This is a genomic window from Caballeronia sp. LZ003, assembly GCF_031451465.1.
In the GTDB taxonomy this organism is placed as follows: Bacteria; Pseudomonadota; Gammaproteobacteria; order Burkholderiales; family Burkholderiaceae; genus Caballeronia.
Genome location: NZ_JARUXJ010000002.1, coordinates 501,609 through 519,483, shown reverse-complemented (window position 1 = coordinate 519,483; position 17,875 = coordinate 501,609). Strand labels below are relative to the sequence as shown.

The following is a 17,875-nucleotide window of genomic DNA, read 5'->3' as shown; positions in this document are numbered from 1 at the left end:
TTTGAAAGCCTTTAGTCTTTAGTCGATGACAGACGAATCTTCCTCGCATCAGGACGTTGCGGCGCTTCAGGCCGAAATCGAGTCCTTGCGTGCGCAACTGAATTCACGCGACGACGCGCACGAACAAGTGCTGTGGCAACTCAGTCGCGATCTATTGGCCGTCGCCGACGAACAAGGCTCGCTCGCGAACGTCAATCCCGCGTGGACGCGCAATCTCGGCTGGTCGCTCGACGAAATCATCGGCCAGAATCTCGGCGAGTTCGTGCATGAGGAAGATCGCGAGGAAACGCTGGATGCACTGCAAAAGCTCGATCGCGACGGTTCCACCGCTGAATTCAAAAGTCGCATGCGCACGGCTTCGGGCAGTTATCGTCTGCTGGACGGTCGAGTGGATCGCATGCGCGGACGCATTTTCATCGTGGCGCGCGACATCACGGAACTGCGCGAGCGCGAGATCGCACTGAACGATTCTCGAGACTTCGCGCGGCTTGCGCTGTCGGCGGTCAGCGGCGTGGGCGCGTGGACGTATGAGGTCGCAAGCGACTGCTTTTTCTGCGATGCAGCCGTGTCGGAGCTCTACGGCATCGACGCCAACGAAGCCGCGCGCGGCATCAGGCGCGAGGGATTTCTCGCGAATGTCCATCCGGACGACCGCGCCGCGTTGCAGTCCACGATGTCGGGCGGCCTCGTGCGCAGCGGCGATCTCGAACTCGAATATCGCATTCGTCATCCCGACGGTTCTACCCGTTGGGTCTTGTCGCGCGGCAATACGCATTTCAACGATGCAGGCGTGCCGGTGCGGCGCACGGGCGTCGGCATCGACATGACTTCGCAGCGGGACCTCGAACAGCAGCTGCGCCAGAGTCAGAAAATGGAAGCGGTCGGGCATCTGACCGGCGGCATCGCGCACGACTTCAACAACATGTTGCAAGGCGTGATCGGACCGCTCGAACTCATCCGGCATCTCGTCGCGAAGGGCAATACCGCTGGCCTCGATCGCTTCATCGAGATGGCGATCTCTTCGGCCAAGCGCGCGGCGGGGCTCACGCATCGTCTGCTGGCGTTTTCGCGCAGGCAGCCGCTCGCGCCGAAGTCGGTGGATATTCGCGAGCTCGTCGTATCGCTAGAAGACCTGATTCAGCAGATGGCGAAGGAGACCATCTCGCTTTCCGCCGTCGCGGATGCCGAGCCGTGCTTCGTGCTCTGCGATACGAACCAGCTCGAAAGCGCCTTGCTCAATCTCGCGATCAACGCGTGCGACGCCATGCCCGACGGCGGGTCGTTGTCCATCGAGACATCGCGCAAGACGATCAGCGAGAAAGAGGCACGCATGCACAAGGATGCGCGCCCCGGACAGTACGTTTGCATCGCGGTCACGGACACCGGCTCCGGCATGCCGCAATACGTCGTCAATCAGGCGTTCGAGCCGTTCTTTACGACCAAGCCGCTAGGGCAGGGCACGGGCCTCGGATTGTCGATGGTCTATGGCTTCGTCGGCCAGTCCGGCGGCTTCGTGACCATCGATAGCAGCGTCGGCGTCGGCACCGTGGTGCGACTGTTTCTTCCTGAAGAGATGGAACAGGCGGACGCGGCACCGGACGCGTCGGTCCACCGCAAGGAGATCGGCACGGGCGCGGGCGAGACCATCCTCATCGTCGATGACGACGAAACCGTTCGCCAGGTGCTCCAGGATTTATTCGAGCGCCTGGGCTACAGGACGATGACCGCGCACGACGGTCCCTCGGGGCTCGCTGTCTTGCAGAGCAAGACGCCGGTCGACTTGCTGATTACGGACGTGGGCCTGCCTGGCCTAAACGGCAGACAGATGGCCGATGCCGCCCGTATGCATCATCCCGCGTTGCCGGTGTTGTTCATCACGGGCTATGCGCAAGCGGCGACCGCGAACAACTCGCTGGATACAGGCATGCAGATGCTCACCAAGCCGTTTTCGACGGAGGCGCTGCTTGATCGCGTACGCGCCATGCTCGGCGCCTGAACTTGCGAGAAGGCGCGCGAATCGGCTAAAAGCCGCCTCGCAACAAGTGCAGCGACGCCATGCATTGCAACAGCGCACCGCCAGCGAGAAAACACCCGACGACGCTGAGCCGCACGCGCATTCTCCAGTCTTCGACCGATGTGTCACCCATGATTCGGCGCTCCTTTGAGCGGTAAAAGCAATTCCGCGCGACTCCCATGCAAGCGAGCCGCGCGATGAACCTACCCGTGATGCGAAGACTTACACGAAGGCACTGCTCATGTTCAGACTGCCATTGACGCCTGCCGGGAAAAAGCCGCCTTTGTTCACTGCCGCCTTGCTCAGATAAACGATGTTGAGCACATCGTCATACGAGCGGCTGAACGCGATGCCGTTGCTATCGAGCGGGACGATGTTCGAGATTTGCGACGACGCGCCCGCAATACCCTGATCGACATCGCTGGATGAATCGAGCGAATCGCGCGCATCGGAAATGGCTTGCGTCGCGGTTACGAGGCTCGGTGTCTGAATTCCCTTCGTATAGAGCACCGTTCGAACGAGACCCGCGTGATAGGCCTCGGCCGCGAGAATGCCCGCTGCCGCTTCCAGATAGGTCTTGTTCGTAATGAGCGGCGACGCGCCCTTATAAGCGGTCACGCCCACGTCCTCGAAAATATAGGCGCCGAGGAGGAAGTTGTTGTCGTTCAGATAAGGGTTGAACGCCGTGCCAGCCGGAGCCAGGCCCGCCGCTTGGGCCGCGAGCGAGAAGGCCCCGTTCGGATCGACACCGCCGACATCGAGCGCGGGCATCGCCACCGCGGATGCGCCTAACGCCGTGCGAAGGAACGCCACGTGCTCCAGTTCATCCTTGGCAATCTCGCGTGCATAAGCGGCGACGACGGGATCGGAGAACTGGACTTGTTGTCCGGCCACGACCTTGCCTGGCGTGCCCACGCCGCTCATGAGATTGGCGGGGAGTCCTGCGCCGGTCGTTGCGTAGGCATAGAACGTTGCTTCGAGATATTCGAGATTCAATGCGAAGTTGAGAATCTCGGCATCGGTTGGGCCGGTCGCGGCATTGGCGTTATCGCCCGAGCCGCCTCCGCAGGCGCCGAGAATCGTGCCGCCGACGAGCCCTAGTCCCAGGCCGCCAGCACTCCGAAAGAACTGGCGCCGCTTTTCACGTCGTTCCACTCGACGGTCGAGCACCGATGTCACCGCAATATCTTCGAGCATGTCAGTCTCCTTTATCTCAGGTAGATGGGCGTACATGTTTTCCGCATGGACGAAGGGGCATGCGCCGCGCTTCTCCAACGGACTGTTTCGATGGTGAGCAGACTCGACCGATATGTCTGGCAGCCACGTCGACGGATACGTTGAAGATCGTGCGAAGAGATTCGCGCTGTAACACATGCTTGCATCTATCCGGTGATTGACGAGTTCTTTACTCGATGCGGGGACGAGCATCGGGAAACATGACGGTGCTCGAATAAAGATGTTTTTGCATCCGCAAGACACGCACTTGCGTATAGCGTAAGTGGCGTCAATCGCTCTCTTCAACTTCTTCATCCGACATGCCGTATCTACAGTCTCGCCGCTTATCGCTCAAGCTCGTTTCCTGCGTTGCCGTGTTGTCGGCGCTGACCGCATGCAGTCCCGTCAGGCTCCTGAATGCACTCGTGCCAAGCAATGATTTCGATGTACAACGCGCCGTTCCTTATGCAGAAGGCGACAGGCACGAAGCCGATATCTATGTGCCGCGCGCATCCGCGGATAACCCACGCGGCCGGCCGATGGTCGTGTTCTTCTATGGCGGAAGCTGGCAATCGGGAAGCCGTCGTGACTACCTCTTCGTGGGCGAGGCGCTGGCGTCGCGCGGCATCGTCACGGTCATTCCCGATTACCGCTTATATCCGTCCACCCTTTTTCCAGGTTTCGTCGAGGACGCCGCTGCTGCCGTTGCATGGGCGAAGGCGCATGCGAAAGACTACGGCGCAGACCCTGAGCGCATCTTCCTGATGGGACACTCGGCAGGCGCGCATATCGTCATGTTGCTCGTCACGGACAAGCACTATCTGGCCGCCGATGGCGTGGAGACGAATTCGCTTGCTGGTGCGATAGGGTTGTCCGGTCCATATGATTTCCTGCCCTTGAAGGACGATGCGCTCAGGAGCATCTTTCCCGCGAGTCTCAGAGCGGCGAGCCAGCCGATCAATCATGTAAGCGGCCACGAGCCGCCGCTCTTTCTGGGCGTCGGTTTGTCGGATGTAACGGTCGATCCCGGCAACACGTTCCGGTTCGCGGCGCGTGCCAACGAAGCAGGCGACAGCGTCGAGGTGAAGCAGTACGCGGGCATCAATCACGCGATGATCGTCGGGAGCGTGGGGCGACCGGTGCGCGCGCTGTCGCCGCTCATCAAGGTCGCACCGGTGCTCGACGACGTCACCGCGTTTATCGATCAGACGTCACTCAACGCAAGCCGTGCAGCGTCGGCGAAGTGACGCGCGTCATGTCCTTATGATGCGATGCGGCGAAACGCGCGATCGAACATCAGCCGGTCCATCAGCCAGACGGCGAGCATGGTGAGTCCCATCAACGGGAATACGATGCCAAGCAGCGCGAGTCCGGTCTTCCATGCGCGCATGGGCGGCGCCAGTCGCTCACGCGCCGGTGCGCCGAGCGTGCGTTGCGGACGACGCTTCCACCACATGACGAAGCCGGTCACGGCCATTGCCGCGAGGCCGAGCGAAATCGACGCGCACGCAAGTTGATTCCAAAAGCCGAAGTATCGGCCCATGTGCAGCGACGTGCCGTACGAAACCGCCTGCGCAACTGCGCCATAGTCCCGATAGCGGATGTCCTTGAGCACCGCGCCGCTGTATTGATCCACGTAGAGGGTGCGTTCGAGTTTCGGATCGGCGGGGAACCAGGAGACGGTGTAGACGCCCGTTGCCGTCGATGGCACCACGATGTCATAGCCGCTTCCCACGCCAAGCGATGCCGCGATATCCATCACGCGCTGCAACGGCAGGCGTGCGCCTTCCGCTGCGTGCGACTCGGGAACAGCGGCGTTCGTGACGGCCCACGGTGTTTGCGTCAAGGGTAGATCGCTCATCACCATGCCGGGCATGGAATCGCCGTTGCCGGCGTCGTGATGATGTTCGCCGGCATTGTTCGAAGCGGTCGCGACGCTGGCCTTGCCCGGCACGGATGATTGCAGGGGCAAGCCGCCCCAAGCGCCCGCCGGCGTACCGATATTCGCGCTCGTCGCAAGCGCATTGAAGTTTTTGCCCCAGGAGCCCGACCACGGCAAACCCGTCACCACGAAGAACAGCGCGCCGAGCGCAAGCCAAATGCCCATTACCGCATGCACGTTCTTCCACAAGGGCCGGCCTTTAAGTGAGAGCCGCGGCAGCAGCGCATCGCGCGCGGTGGTCTTCGTGCGTGGCCACCATAACGCAACCCCGGTGCCGATCATCACGAGCGTCCAGCATGCGGCGAGTTCCATCAACAGCTCGCCAGCCTTGCCGAGTAACAGTTTGCGATGCACCATGCGATCGAGCTGGATGAACCGGTTCTCGACGCTTAGCGTGCCGAGCACCGCGCCGGTGTACGGATTGAGGTAGACACTTTCCTTTTCGCCGCTCGGCAGCTTGAAGACGAATTCGGCGCTGCGAGAAGGATCGTCGAGAACATGCACTGTCGATATGACCGCGCCATGCGGCACTGCCGCGCGTGCATCGTGCATCAGTTGATCGGGAGGCAAACGTGGCGTGGTTCGCGGTGCAACCACCATTTGTTGTCTGTATAACAACGGCTCGATTTGCGGCTGAAAACAATAGATCGTTCCCGTGATGGCGAGGACGATCAGAAAGGGCATTACGAAGAGCCCCGCGTAAAAGTGCCAGCGCCATAGCGTTCGATAACTGCCTTGGGATGCGCTGGCCGCCTGGGCCGCACTCGAGGCGGCGCTGCTGGTCTTCGCGTGCATTGTGTTTCTCCATGCCACTTTCGGTGGCGTACCGTGGGATCGGGACATCACGATGCGATGCGCGCGCATGCCTGCGCGGCGTTCGGCATCGATCAAGCGGATATCGGCTTCAGGAGAAAGCGGGCGGGGCGCGCGCATGGCGCGAGGTGCGCGGCTCGATGCGTAACGTGCTGATAAAACGCGTGGCGACGAGTTGCGCGATGGCGCGAGCGGTGACCGCAAAGCTCACCGGCAAGCCCGGAATGAAGGGCACATGCGCAAGCAGGCCGCAATAACCGCATGCTTGTCCATCCGGCATCGTGGTGTGCGAGTGAGACGCGTGGTCTGCGTCGTCGCTCATCGATTGCGTTCGTTGCATCGGGCAGTCCGCGTCCATCGTCATGGCCGGCATGCGCGCGGCGACGACGAGTTGCGAAACCGTAGGCGCGAGCGTTGCCATGAGGATCGCAAGCAATCCCAGCAAGCTGCACCATGTCCGAAAGAAGCGGCTCTGCATGTCGCGGTGGGTCAATGAAGATGCCTTAGAAAGCGTAGCGCATGCCCGCGAAAATGCTACGTCCTTCGCCCGGATAGAAAATTGCGTTCGAGGTCGTGCGAGCATCGGCGACCGTGCTGATGTCGCTCACGTAACGCTTGTTCGTCAAGTTGCGCGCATCGACGAAAACCGAGAGACCATTGCGAAAATCCATTCCCGCCTGCACGCCGAGGAGCGTGTAACCGGGCACGCGCAAGGTGTTGGCGTCGTCCGCCCATGCGCCCGCCGGAACCCAGTCCACCGATGCCGATATATGAAACCCGTTGGGCCGCGAATAGCCGAGCGCCGCGCGGATCACGTTCACCGGCACGCCTGCGATGCGGTTGGAGCCGTATTGCGGATCGTCCTTGAAACGGAAATCGCTCAGATTCCAGAGCCCGGACAACGTGATCTTGTCGCCCGCGCCGGCATGCGTGATGTCGCGCAGCACATCCACCGATACACCCGCCTCGATGCCTTGCAGCACGGTCTTGTTGGCGTTGAACGTGGAGGCCGGAATGTCGGGATCGGTCGTGTATTGAAGCAGTTGATCGCGCACGAGCGAGCGATATGCGGTCAGGTCCCAACTCACGCGATCGCGCGTGCCGCGCGTGCCGATCTCAAGCGTCCATGCATGTTGCGATGCCAGCGGCGTGAAGCGCGTGGTGTTCGAGAAGGTCTGCGTGAGGTCGGTGAAGTCCGGAACATCCTGGCTGCGCGTGACATCCACGAATGCCTGAATGTCCTTGTTCGGTTGCCACAGCAGGCCGAGCTTCGGATTCACGCCGCTGAAATTTTCGCTCGCCGACTTGTAGTTCGGATCGGCGGCGAGACCGCCATGATCGACATATTTGCGCACGTCGCGCAGCGCCTTGAAGCCAGCCATCACGGCGAAGGTCGGCAGAAAGAAGAGCCGGTCTTCGACATACGCTTCGTAGTTATAGGCGCTTTGCGTCGAGTCGAGCGTTTGCGTGCCGCGCTCGCCCGACACGTTCACGTACTGCCGCGCCTGGGTGTTGCCGCCGAAGAAACGCGCACCCGCGATCACATCGTTGCGCATGCCGCCCACGTCGATGGTCGCCGTATAACGCGGCGCGAAGCCGTAGGTCCAGCCATCCTGATCGATCACCTGGAAGATCGGGTGATAAAGGCTCTTGTGAATGGCCCACGTGACGAAATCGAGCTGTCCGACATCGAGCTTGACCGTCGTGCGATTGGCAATGCGCTCGGTGCGCGTGTCGCGCGCCTGATCGCCGGCAAGCGCGCTCGCGGAAGCCTTCGTGGGATTGTTCAGGGCATCGCTCAGCGACAGCGTGCCGGGCAGTTGCTGATCGATGATGTACGCGCCGAGATAGAAACGCGTTTCGACATCGGGCGAAAATTTATAACCGATATTCGCGTTGAACTGCTCGTACTGGCCGCGATCGTGATCGCGATAACCGTCCGCATGATTCACCGAGAAAGTGCCGGTGAAGTCCAGCGGCCCGACCACGCGCGAGAATTGCGCGCTGCCCCGGATGGTGCCGTAACTGCCGCCCTCCAGCCGCACGATGTTGGGCGCATCCGCCGTGTAGGCGGTGGGCGTGAGGAAATCGATGGCGCCGCCGAGCGTCGACGAGCCATACGCGAGACCGTTGCCGCCTTTATAGACCTCGGCGGATTGCAGCGCGAGCGGGTCGATCTGGTAGTAGTCGCCGCTGCCATCGGCGAGATTGGTGGGAATGCCGTCCTGAAGAATTTCGAGGCCGCGCGTGTGGTAGCCGCGTGCGATACCCGAGCCGCGAATCGACAAGCGCAACTCTTGTCCGTAGCGCGTCTGCACGAACACGCCGGGCACGTTCTTGAGCACGTCGCGCAACGTGAACGCGTAGGTGTCGCGGTAATCGGCGCTATCCACGAAGCCCACGGAGCCGACGGTCTGATCGAGCGTCTGCTTTTGCTTGACGACAGTTTGCGATGTCAGCGAGTTCGCGGACTGGCCCTGGACGATGACTGCGGGAAGTGTGGCGGTCGCGTCGTCTTGCGGCGTCTGCGCAATGGCGCGCGTCGCGAAGAGCGCCGTCATGCCTGTCATCAGCGCGCCCTTTCTGGCAAGTCGTCTCATGATCGCGTCCCCCGTGCGGAAGACGCGGAAGACGTCCCGGCGGGGACGTGCGTATGACGCGTGGACGGCAAAGCGCCGCCACGTTCGAATGTGGTGAACATGGTTCATCTCCGAGTTCGATTGATCGGGACTCGCACGAACAGATGAACGTGCGAGACCGCGCAACACCTCACGGCAGTGCGGCATTGCGTTGGCGGAACGAAGTCAGATCAGAACGGGAGGCGCGCGCGGTTGCGCGGTGGTGAACGGCTGTGCGGGACGCTCGATCTCGGTCCGTGCGACCGCGATAGCGCGTGCTGCGGGAACATCGAGCGCGAAGCTCGCGCTTGCGCCCGGTACGACGGGTGTATGCGCGAAGAAGTGACAATAGCCACACGCTTTGCCGTCGAATTGCGAGAGCGCGTCGGGTGAGTGATGACCGGAAGCAGCATCGCCCGATGCAGCATGTGCGGAACACAATTCGGCGAGCGGAACGCCGTCATGCGTATTGGCTGCGATCAGCTGCGAGACCATCGGCGCGAACGTAATCAGCAGCATTGCAAGCAATGCCAGCAGAGAACCCGTTCGTTGATGAGTGCGGCTGCGCATGGAGGCCCAGGCGGGGAGGCAGATGAAAGTCAGCCGATTATGCCATCCGGCTAACTGTCTTTACACGCCGCTAGCGTGAAAAATTCCCGCTATAAGAAATGCTGCGTGGATCCATGTCGCAGGCTGGATCAGCCGCGCGCGTCGATCCAGTCGCGTGCCCAGATGCGTGAGTAATTCACGGCGTCGGCTTCTTTCGAAAAATAGCCGAGCGAATAAAAACGATACTGCGTGTCGATGGGATCTTCGTCGGAACGCTCGAGGAGGAGATTCGCCGAGAAGCTTTGATCGCGCAAACGATGCGCGGACGGATATACCGCATAACCGCGGTAGTTTTGAGAATGTGCCATTTTAATTTTAATGAAGAGGCCTTCCGGCAATAAACACGGAAAGTCAGCGGACTAATGCCGCAAAAACGAAAACTGAAGGATGTCAGGCGAATTAGCCTGTTTGATGAACTGCGCGGGAGAAATCTGGACTGCGAGATTTGGACTGCGAGGCTCAACTAAAACCCAACTGATATAAAAAAGGACCCGGTTTCCCGGGTCCTCACGCTACGAAGCTACTTGGAGCTTACAGCGGCGTGATGTTCGAAGCTTGCATGCCCTTCGGGCCGCGCTTCGTTTCGAAGCTTACCTTCTGTGCTTCGACCAGGGTCTTGAAGCCTTCCGAACGGATTTCGGAAAAATGGGCGAAGAGGTCGTCGCCGCCGTTATCCGGGCTGATAAAGCCGAAGCCCTTGGTGTCGTTAAACCACTTGACGGTACCGGTATCCATGATATTCCTTGGAAAAAATTTGGATGAAAATTGCTTTGAAACAGCGAAGCTGCAAGGAGGGAATGGACAACGAATACCGCGGAAAACGCACTATTGATGAGCAGCAATCAACTTCTTGAACTTCAGAACGGATTATCACAATTCCACATATTTTAGTCAAGTATATATTTGTCACCGTGAATAAAAGGCGGACCGGAGGTCCAAAAACCCGGCTCCGAACCCGCCCGTAACCCATGCTCAGGCTGCCGCAAGCGCGTAGCGCCGGCAATGTTCGAGATAGCCGGTTTCGTGACTGCCCACGAGTTCGACGATGCTGCTCCAAAGCCACAACGGCGCGTCGATCGATTTGGTCTTCGTGCGCCGTAGCTCCGAAAGCCAGCTGCGGCGGGTGTTCTTGTCCATTTGGCGCGCGTGCGCCTGACCGACGACGAGCGCGAGATAACGCGCGACTTCCATCGCCTCCGTTTGTCCGATCTGCTCGATCTCCAGCTTCAAATCCTGCGGCAACAATTCGCGCAGGATTACCGGCCGTCCCTGCAGACTCGCGGCGCGCATGCGTTCGCCGAGATGAGGCGAGAGATGGCGCGCGCCTTCCACGACGCGTTCGGCGTGATCGCGCGGCATCGACGTGCCGGGATAGCGCGGCGCGGCGGCCTTGACGCCTTCCTTGATGTCCATGATGCACAGATCGTCGCCTTCGATCACGCCGCCGTCGACATCCAGCAGCACGGCGTAGCGCAGACGTCCGAGCGAGCTACAACCCTTGACCCAGTAGGCGGCGTCGAGCACCGTGACTTCGCCGGTATCCGGGCGTCCGCGCAGGCTCGTCGCGAGTTGCGTCACGCTGGCCTTTTCGAAGAGCGATACGATTTCGGCGCGCTCTTTCTTGCTGATCGGCCAGAAACGGTTGCCGAATGGAATGGTGGGCTGCACGTCGTCGAGCCGCTCGCGGGCAAGATGCTTCCACGAACGGCGTACCGCTTCGCGCATCACCACGCGCACGACTTCGGGCCTGCGCACGGAATTGGCATCGCTATCCTTGTCGAAGGCTTCGGCGTAACCCGCGAACAGCGCTTCGATCATGTTGATGGTCGTAACGCCGGGCAGCGCCGATCCGCGCGCGGCCGTCGCGAGCGACAAGCCAAGCCGGATCAAATCGTGCGCGGGATTGCCGATAACCGTCTGGTCCAGATCGCGTATCTGGATTTCGATCTTCCCTTTCGCGTCCGCGATCGGGCCGAGATTCCCGGTATGACAATCGCCGCAAATCCAGATGGCCGGACCGTGCGGCAAACTGCGAATCTCGGCTTCTTCGAGCCAGTCGTAAAACTTGATCGTGTTACCGCGCACATAGGCGTGCGTCGAGCGCGCCATCTTGGCGTTGCGCTTGAGCTTCAGGATGTCCTGACGGCTTTCGGAATCAGGCACCTTGGTTTTAGGTTTGAGCATGTGGAGCAAGTAGTCGTGGGCAGAACGGGCGCATCGAGCGCGATTCGACGCTGGCTGCCGATCATCCGGCGCGCCATGTCGTTTTCGAAGCGATGCAATCGCACACCGTGTGCCTGAGCGGCAGACGCGGATTACATCTCCGGAATGCGGATATCCGCCTGGACGATTTCGCTGCCGCGCGCCGATGCGGCGTTGACGGCTTCGTCCTTCTTGCTATATGGACCAATGGTTTCGGCGCCATCGAACGGAAAGAGCAGACGGCCGTCGGTCTTTCTGACGACTTTCAGCGTGCCGAAAAATCCGGAGGTGGGCGAGCCGCGGTACGACGCATAAATTTCGAAGTCGCCGGCGCTGACGCCGGGCGCGGGAACGGTATAGCGGGAGGGGGAAAGCACGAGCTTCGGTCTTCGTCCAGTCATGATCTTCATCGGTAGCGTACGAGGGCTCGCCGGGAAGCAGCCGGACACCGGGGCAACGGTTTGAGCATCGCGCCGCTCGGGTTTGTCGATCTTCCCGACGAGCGGTGCGAGTACTGACTACCCAGCACTAACCGTTCCAGTCATCGGCCGCCTTGCCGTGCGGGTTTCGACAGGATGAAAGAAAGCGGTATCCGCTCAACGCGACGCTTATGGCGCAAGCAACGGGTCGATAAGCTTGGTGGACCAGGGAAGGATTACGGGCGCGGTTATGGCCAAATGCTGCACGGACAAACGCGAATGCCACGTAACGTGCGACGCGGAACGTGCCGTTACTTCGCGCGGCCCGCAAACCGTTCCATTGCCTTTTCGAAGCGCGGATCGCCGAGATAGCCGACGTTGAAGCGGAACCACGGCGAGACGCTATTCGCGTGCGCCGAGAAAATGGTGCCGGGCGCGAGAATCACGTGCTTGTCGAGCATCTCGCGTGCGAAGGCGATGGAGTCGTCGCAACCGGGCAGCCTGGCCCACAGGTACAGACTCTGATCGCTCACCTTGTAAAGCGTCGCGCCGCAACGCGTGAGCACTTCGACGCCATTGGCCGTCGCGCGCCGCAGCCGGTCTTGCAGGCGATTGGTATGCCGCAGGAAATGACCGTCGCTGACGATGGCGTCTAGCGTGCGTTCGCAGTATTCCGAGCTGCTGACGTGCGTGAGCATTTTCACGTCAGCCAGATCGCTTGCCAGATCCGCGCCGCACGCCAGAAAGCCGACCCGCAGTGCTGCCGATACCGACTTCGAAAAGCTGCCGACATAGATCGTGCGCCGCAATTGATCGAGCGCGCAGATGCGCGTGGCCGAGCGCGGCTTGAGATCGGCGAGGGCATCGTTTTCGACGACGATCAGATCGTGCGCTTCGGCAAGCCGCAAGATGCGATGGGCCTTGGCCGCGCTGATATCGGTCGCGGTCGGATTATGGCCGACCGATTGCGTGAAGAAGAGCTTCGGACGATGCGTCTTGAGCTGCTCTTCGAGCGCCAGGATATCGGGCCCGTCCACACCGCGCGGCACGCCGACGATATTCGCGCCCGAGAGTTTGAGCTTGCCGAAGAGCGCGTAGTAACCGGGGTCATCGACGAGAACCGTGTCGCCCGCGCGCACGAAGTAACGCACGACCATGTCCATGGCCTGATTCGCGCCATGCGTGAGGACGATCTGCGGCGGCGCGGCCTCGATCTCGTATCCGGCCAGCTTTTGCTGCAAATGCTGGCGCAACGGCAGATAACCGAAGCGGCTGCCGTACCGAAAGAGCGACGCGACGCCCGTGCGCACCACGCGCTGATGAAAGTGATCGAGCCGCGTCTCTTCGAGCCACGCGACGGGCGGAAAGCCTTCGCCCACGTTGAGAAAGTCGGGCTTGCTCTGCAACTGTTCGCGCATGAGCCAGACGGAATCCATCGCGCGATCGAGTGTGGGCGCGTCTTCATCCGGTAGTTGCTGCCCGGCGACGCTCGCGACGAAAAAGCCCGCGCCGCGTCTCGGTTCGATCAGACCGCGCGCGGTCAACGCGTCGAACGCGCTGATGACGGTGTTCTTCGAGCAACCGTTCGCCTCAGCGTATTCCCTGATGGAAGGCAGTTTGTCGCCGGCGCGCAGGAGCCCGTCCTCGATCTGTCTGGCCAGATTGTCCGCCAGTGTTCCTGACAGGCTGGGCTTCTCATGGCGCATTGCATCTTCCTCTTGTCGCATGTTCGCGTCTGTCATGGGTACAGTACGCGCGCTGTCTTCTCGAATTGTACCTTTCCATTGGGTACAGCAAGCCTATTATTCGCCCAACCGCCGCACGCCCGCAAGCTTCGCGGACAACGGAACGGACATCCATCGAAAGAGATAAGAGGAAGACACATGACAGATTCGCAATTGCCCAACTTTCGCGCGATGTCACCCGCGCAGCGCCTGAGCCATATTGCCCAGGCGACTGGCATGGACGACGCCGAGCACGCGCTACTGAAGACGCCCGGCGCGCTGCCGCTCGAAACGGCGGACGGCATGATCGAAAACGTGATCGGCACGTTCGAGTTGCCGATGGCCGTCGCAGGCTACTTTCAGATCAACGGTCGCGACGTGCTGGTGCCGATGGCGGTGGAAGAGCCGTCTATCGTCGCCGCAGCCTCTTATATGGCGAAGCTCGCGCGCGTGGAAGGCGGCTTTCGCACGTCGAGCACCGGTCCGTTGATGCGCGCGCAGGTGCAGGTGGTCGGCGTGTCGGACCCGTACGGCGCGCGTCTCGCTATCCTCAAGCATCGCGACGAGTTGATCGAGATGGCGAACGCACGCGACAAGGTGCTGATCGGTCTTGGCGGCGGTTGCCGCGATATCGAAGTACACGTGTTTCCGGATACGCCGCGCGGCGCGATGGTCGTCGCGCATCTGATCGTCGATGTTCGCGACGCCATGGGCGCCAACACCGTCAACACGATGGCCGAAACCGTAGCCGGGCGTATCGAGGAAATCACGGGCGGCAAGGTGCGGTTGCGTATCCTCTCGAATCTCGCGGACTTGCGGCTTGCGCGCGCCTCCGTGCGCTACAGCGCCGCCACGCTGCAAACGAAGGAGTATTCGGGCGAAGACGTGATCGCCGGTGTGGTCGATGCATATCTCTTCGCCGCCATCGATCCGTATCGCGCCGCGACGCATAACAAGGGCATCATGAACGGTATCGATCCGGTGATCGTCGCGACCGGCAACGACTGGCGCGCGGTCGAAGCGGGCGCGCATGCCTATGCGAGCCGCGGCGGCCGCTATACGTCGCTGACCACGTGGGAGGTGGCGAACAACGGCGACCTCGTCGGCGCCATCGAAATGCCGATGCCCGTGGGGCTCGTCGGCGGCGCGACCAAGACGCATCCGCTCGCGCGGCTCGCGTTGAAGATCATGCAAGTCGAATCGGCGCAGGATCTCGGCGAAATCGCCGTGGCCGTCGGCCTCGCACAGAACATGGGCGCGTTGCGCGCGCTTTCCACGGAAGGCATCCAGCGCGGCCACATGGCGCTGCACGCGCGCAATATTGCGCTGGCGGCGGGCGCGAGCGGCGCGGATATCGACTGGGTCGTGAAGAAGATGGTCGCCGCGCGCAACGTGAGCGTCGACTACGGCATGAGCCTGCTGCAGGGGCCGCGCGATGCATGAGCTTCCGAAGCGCGTGCGGATTGTCGAAGTCGGTCCGCGCGATGGCTTGCAAAGCGAGCCGTCGCCCGTCTCGGCAACGGTGAAGGCCGAACTGATCGAGCGTCTGATCGATGCTGGCGTGCGCTATGTCGAAGCCGCGTCGTTCGTCTCGCCGAAATGGGTGCCGCAAATGGCCGATGGCGCGCAAGTGCTCGAGCGCGTGTTGCCGTCCGCGCGCCGCACGGGTACGACGCTCGCCGCGCTCGTGCCGAATCTCAAGGGACTCGAAGCCGCGCTCGCCGCACACGCGGATGAAGTCGCGGTGTTCGCGGCGGCGTCCGAGTCGTTCTCGCAGAAGAACATCAACTGCTCGATCGACGAAAGCATCGCGCGCTTCGAGCCGGTAATCGGCGCGGCGCGCAAGGCGGGCGTGCGCGTGCGCGGCTACGTGTCGTGCGTGCTCGGCTGCCCGTTCGAAGGCGAAATCGCGCCGGAAGCGGTCGCGCGCGTCGCCAAACGGCTTTACGATCTCGGCTGCTACGAGATCAGCCTAGGCGACACCATCGGTGCGGGCACGCCGCTCAAGACGCAAGCCATGCTCGACGCGTGCGCCGCGCAGGTTCCGCTGCAGGCGCTCGCCGGCCACTTTCACGACACGTGGGGCATGGGTGCCGCCAACGTGCTGGCCGCGCTGCAACGCGGCGTGGCGACCTTCGACAGCTCGGTATCCGGTATTGGCGGATGCCCTTATTCGCCGGGCGCGACGGGCAATGTCGCGACCGAGGACATCGTCTACCTGTGCGAAGGCATGGGCATGACGACGGGCATCGACCTCGACAAACTTGCGGATGCGGGCGCGTTCATTTCGGCAGCGCTCGGACGCGCAACATCGTCGCGCGTGGCGCGTGCACTGGAGGGCAAACGCCAGCGGGAAAGCGCGGCGCGCAAGGTTTGACGCACGACATCAATACGATACGAACTCCGTATAAGGAGGAGACATGGAACAACAACTCGCCGCGCCTCAGCGCGGTCATCGGGCAACGACGAACGCGGCCGAGGCCGACTACAAGCTCGTCGAAATCTGGGGCGATACCGTCGATACGCGGCATCTCGCTTGGTCGGTCGTGCTCGGCATCGCGATCAGCTATGGCGCGTTCGCGGCGGCCAATCGCGTGCTCGCGGCCTATGTACCCGACCCGGCGATGGCGCGCGCCTACGCAATGCTCGTCGGTCTCGCGGGATGCCTGATTGCGGGCGCGGTCTGCGCGAGGCTGTTCCGCCCGAAGCGCGAAGTGATCGAGGAAGCGCATGGCGCGGCGGGCCGCGAGGAAGTGCTCGCGCAACTTGCAAGCGAAGCGGGTGGCCTCGGACGCGTCGCGGATCTGCCGCCCGCGGTGGCGGCGGAAATGAAGGAACTCGGCCTCTACGAACTCTTCGCCGATTACGAAAAGCGCGCCGATGTGCGCGAAGGAGCGCGCTGATGGAACCGCTCGTTCAACAACTGCTCGTCGCGCTGTCGATGGGTCTCATCGGCGCGGTCGTCTTTGCGGGCATCGGCCTCATCTCGGGCACGGACGAAACCACCACGCTCGCGCCGCTCACGCTGCTCGTCGTGTTGCTGGGTGTGCCGCCTGTCGGCGTATTCTCGTTCTTCATGGCGGGCGCGGTCTCCAAGCACATGACACACGCGATACCCACCGCGCTGCTCGGCATTCCCGGCGACACGCTCGCCACGCCGCTTCTGCAACAAGCGACGATGCTGCGCAATCTCGGCGTGCCGCACATTGCGCTGCGCAAGATGATCTCGGGCGCGATCATCGCGGCATTCGTCGCGGTCCCGCTCGCGGTGCTGTTCGCCGTGCTGCTCGCACCGTTCGGGCCGGTCATCACGAAGGCCGCGCCGTGGGTGTTTCTGGCGGCGGCCATTGCCATTGCATACTCTTCGTCGGGACGCTGGGCTTCGGTGCTGCTGCTCGTGCCGTTCGTGCTTTTGATCATCGGCTTGCAGGCGCTCACGGGCAAATACGGCGTCAAGCTCTCGGTCAGCTACTTTCTCGGCATCGCCATCGGGCCGCTTATCGCCGATCTCTTTTCGATACTTTCGCCCGTGGGCCGCGCACATATGCGGCGCGATCGTCCGCGCACGTTTTCGCTCGCGCCCGATGTGAAGGGCTGGAGCGGTTACTTCCCGAATCCGCTGAAGGTGCTCGATGGCCAGCAACGCGGCTGGGTCGTCGCGACCGCCGCCATCTCCAGCGCGACCTTCGTGTTCAGCCCGGTCGCGATGACGGTCGTGCTCGGCGAACTCGTCGGCTCGCGCGTGAAGCATGCGTATCACCGGCTCACGACCGTGATTTCGGCGCGTAACGGTGTGACCGAGGCCACGTATATCGCCGAGGCGCTGATTCCGCTCATCGCTTTCGGTCTGCCGCTGAGTCCGGTCGCGGCGGGACCGGCCGCGCCGCTCTTCAACGCGCCGCCGCGCTTTACCGTGGATACCGCGACGGGTCACATCAACAATCTTCACACGATGATGACGACTTGGCAGTTCCTCGGCTTCGGCTTGCTTGCAGTGGTGCTGGCGGCACTCGTGGCCTATCCACTGTCGATGAACTACGCGCATCGCGCGGCGTCGTTCGTCGCACGCAAGCTGAGTCACGAGGCGATCATCGCGACCTTCGTCGGCTTGATCGTGGTGATCAGCGTGTGGGAAGGGCAACTGCTGGGGCTGCTCGTGATCCTGACCGTGGGGCTGATCGGCGGACTATTGTCGCGCTTGTTCGGCTTCAACACCGGCGTGCAGTTCATGGGCTACTACACGGCGGTCCTGAGCGTGCCGGCCATCACGAAGCTCTTCGGCGGCTAGCCGCGCGTGGACGTATCCTTGATGGTTCACG

At 62.0% G+C, this 17,875-nt stretch carries 17 protein-coding genes; 6 read left to right on the top strand and 11 right to left on the bottom strand.

Annotation, left to right across the window (positions count from 1 at the left end):
• Positions 1 to 25 precede the first annotated feature (25 nt).
• Positions 26 to 1,996 carry a PAS domain-containing protein gene (locus QCE79_RS17030; protein WP_309846231.1) on the top strand — a complete coding sequence of 657 codons (1,971 nt, stop codon included), beginning with the start codon at positions 26 to 28 and terminating at the stop codon, positions 1,994 to 1,996.
• Positions 1,997 to 2,021: 25 nt separating this feature from the next.
• On the opposite strand, the gene QCE79_RS17025 is transcribed toward QCE79_RS17030, so the two are convergent.
• Together QCE79_RS17025 and QCE79_RS17020 are read right to left on the bottom strand one after the other, a co-directional pair.
• Positions 2,022 to 2,147, bottom strand: a complete 126-nt coding sequence (locus QCE79_RS17025; protein ID WP_309846228.1) for a hypothetical protein — start codon at positions 2,145 to 2,147, stop codon at positions 2,022 to 2,024.
• Positions 2,148 to 2,236: 89 nt separating this feature from the next.
• Positions 2,237 to 3,211, bottom strand: a complete 975-nt coding sequence (locus QCE79_RS17020; RefSeq protein WP_244831796.1) for a ferritin-like domain-containing protein — start codon at positions 3,209 to 3,211, stop codon at positions 2,237 to 2,239.
• Between the two features lie 443 nt (positions 3,212 to 3,654).
• On the opposite strand from QCE79_RS17020, the gene QCE79_RS17015 reads away from it, so the two are divergent.
• Complete coding sequence (locus tag QCE79_RS17015) at positions 3,655 to 4,476, top strand: alpha/beta hydrolase (RefSeq protein WP_309846225.1); 822 nt, start codon at positions 3,655 to 3,657, stop codon at positions 4,474 to 4,476.
• A 14-nt stretch (positions 4,477 to 4,490) separates the two neighbouring features.
• On the opposite strand, the gene QCE79_RS17010 is transcribed toward QCE79_RS17015, so the two are convergent.
• The 9 genes from QCE79_RS17010 to QCE79_RS16970 form a co-directional block, all read right to left on the bottom strand.
• Entirely contained in the window at positions 4,491 to 5,966 is a 1,476-nt protein-coding gene (locus QCE79_RS17010) for a PepSY domain-containing protein (protein ID WP_250494915.1), read from the bottom strand.
• Positions 5,967 to 6,075: 109 nt separating this feature from the next.
• Positions 6,076 to 6,477 carry a DUF2946 domain-containing protein gene (locus QCE79_RS17005; protein WP_309846220.1) on the bottom strand — a complete coding sequence of 134 codons (402 nt, stop codon included), beginning with the start codon at positions 6,475 to 6,477 and terminating at the stop codon, positions 6,076 to 6,078.
• A gap of 10 nt (positions 6,478 to 6,487) precedes the next feature.
• Complete coding sequence (locus QCE79_RS17000; RefSeq protein ID WP_309846217.1) at positions 6,488 to 8,584, bottom strand: TonB-dependent receptor domain-containing protein; 2,097 nt, start codon at positions 8,582 to 8,584, stop codon at positions 6,488 to 6,490.
• 204 nt (positions 8,585 to 8,788) lie between these two features.
• Positions 8,789 to 9,172: a DUF2946 domain-containing protein gene (locus QCE79_RS16995; protein ID WP_309846213.1), complete on the bottom strand. Its 384-nt coding sequence runs from the start codon at positions 9,170 to 9,172 to the stop codon at positions 8,789 to 8,791.
• Between the two features lie 128 nt (positions 9,173 to 9,300).
• On the bottom strand, positions 9,301 to 9,519 hold the full coding sequence (locus QCE79_RS16990; protein ID WP_244831790.1) for a hypothetical protein: 219 nt from the start codon (positions 9,517 to 9,519) through the stop codon (positions 9,301 to 9,303).
• A gap of 223 nt (positions 9,520 to 9,742) precedes the next feature.
• Entirely contained in the window at positions 9,743 to 9,946 is a 204-nt protein-coding gene (locus QCE79_RS16985) for a cold-shock protein (protein ID WP_244831789.1), read from the bottom strand.
• 237 nt (positions 9,947 to 10,183) lie between these two features.
• A complete protein-coding gene (locus QCE79_RS16980) occupies positions 10,184 to 11,395 on the bottom strand; it encodes a DUF2252 domain-containing protein (RefSeq protein ID WP_244831788.1) in 1,212 nt (403 codons plus the stop codon).
• A 131-nt stretch (positions 11,396 to 11,526) separates the two neighbouring features.
• Positions 11,527 to 11,814 carry a DUF6723 family protein gene (locus tag QCE79_RS16975; protein ID WP_250469853.1) on the bottom strand — a complete coding sequence of 96 codons (288 nt, stop codon included), beginning with the start codon at positions 11,812 to 11,814 and terminating at the stop codon, positions 11,527 to 11,529.
• Positions 11,815 to 12,143: 329 nt separating this feature from the next.
• On the bottom strand, positions 12,144 to 13,538 hold the full coding sequence (locus tag QCE79_RS16970; protein ID WP_309846210.1) for a PLP-dependent aminotransferase family protein: 1,395 nt from the start codon (positions 13,536 to 13,538) through the stop codon (positions 12,144 to 12,146).
• Here QCE79_RS16970 and QCE79_RS16965 point away from each other — a divergent pair.
• Genes QCE79_RS16965 through QCE79_RS16950 form a run of 4 tightly spaced genes read left to right on the top strand, consistent with a single transcriptional unit; the run spans position 13,530 to position 17,844 of the window.
• Complete coding sequence (locus QCE79_RS16965; protein ID WP_309846207.1) at positions 13,530 to 14,999, top strand: hydroxymethylglutaryl-CoA reductase, degradative; 1,470 nt, start codon at positions 13,530 to 13,532, stop codon at positions 14,997 to 14,999. The two genes, QCE79_RS16970 and QCE79_RS16965, sit on opposite strands and share 9 nt — an antisense overlap.
• Entirely contained in the window at positions 14,992 to 15,933 is a 942-nt protein-coding gene (locus QCE79_RS16960) for a hydroxymethylglutaryl-CoA lyase (protein WP_309846204.1), read from the top strand. The genes QCE79_RS16965 and QCE79_RS16960 overlap by 8 nt, the downstream gene beginning before the upstream one ends.
• Before the next feature lie 43 nt (positions 15,934 to 15,976).
• Positions 15,977 to 16,459, top strand: a complete 483-nt coding sequence (locus QCE79_RS16955; RefSeq protein WP_309846202.1) for a hypothetical protein — start codon at positions 15,977 to 15,979, stop codon at positions 16,457 to 16,459.
• Positions 16,459 to 17,844, top strand: coding sequence for a tripartite tricarboxylate transporter permease (locus QCE79_RS16950; protein WP_250494922.1), 1,386 nt, complete (start codon positions 16,459 to 16,461; stop codon positions 17,842 to 17,844). Before QCE79_RS16955 ends, QCE79_RS16950 begins: the two co-directional genes overlap by 1 nt.
• Positions 17,845 to 17,875 lie beyond the last annotated feature (31 nt).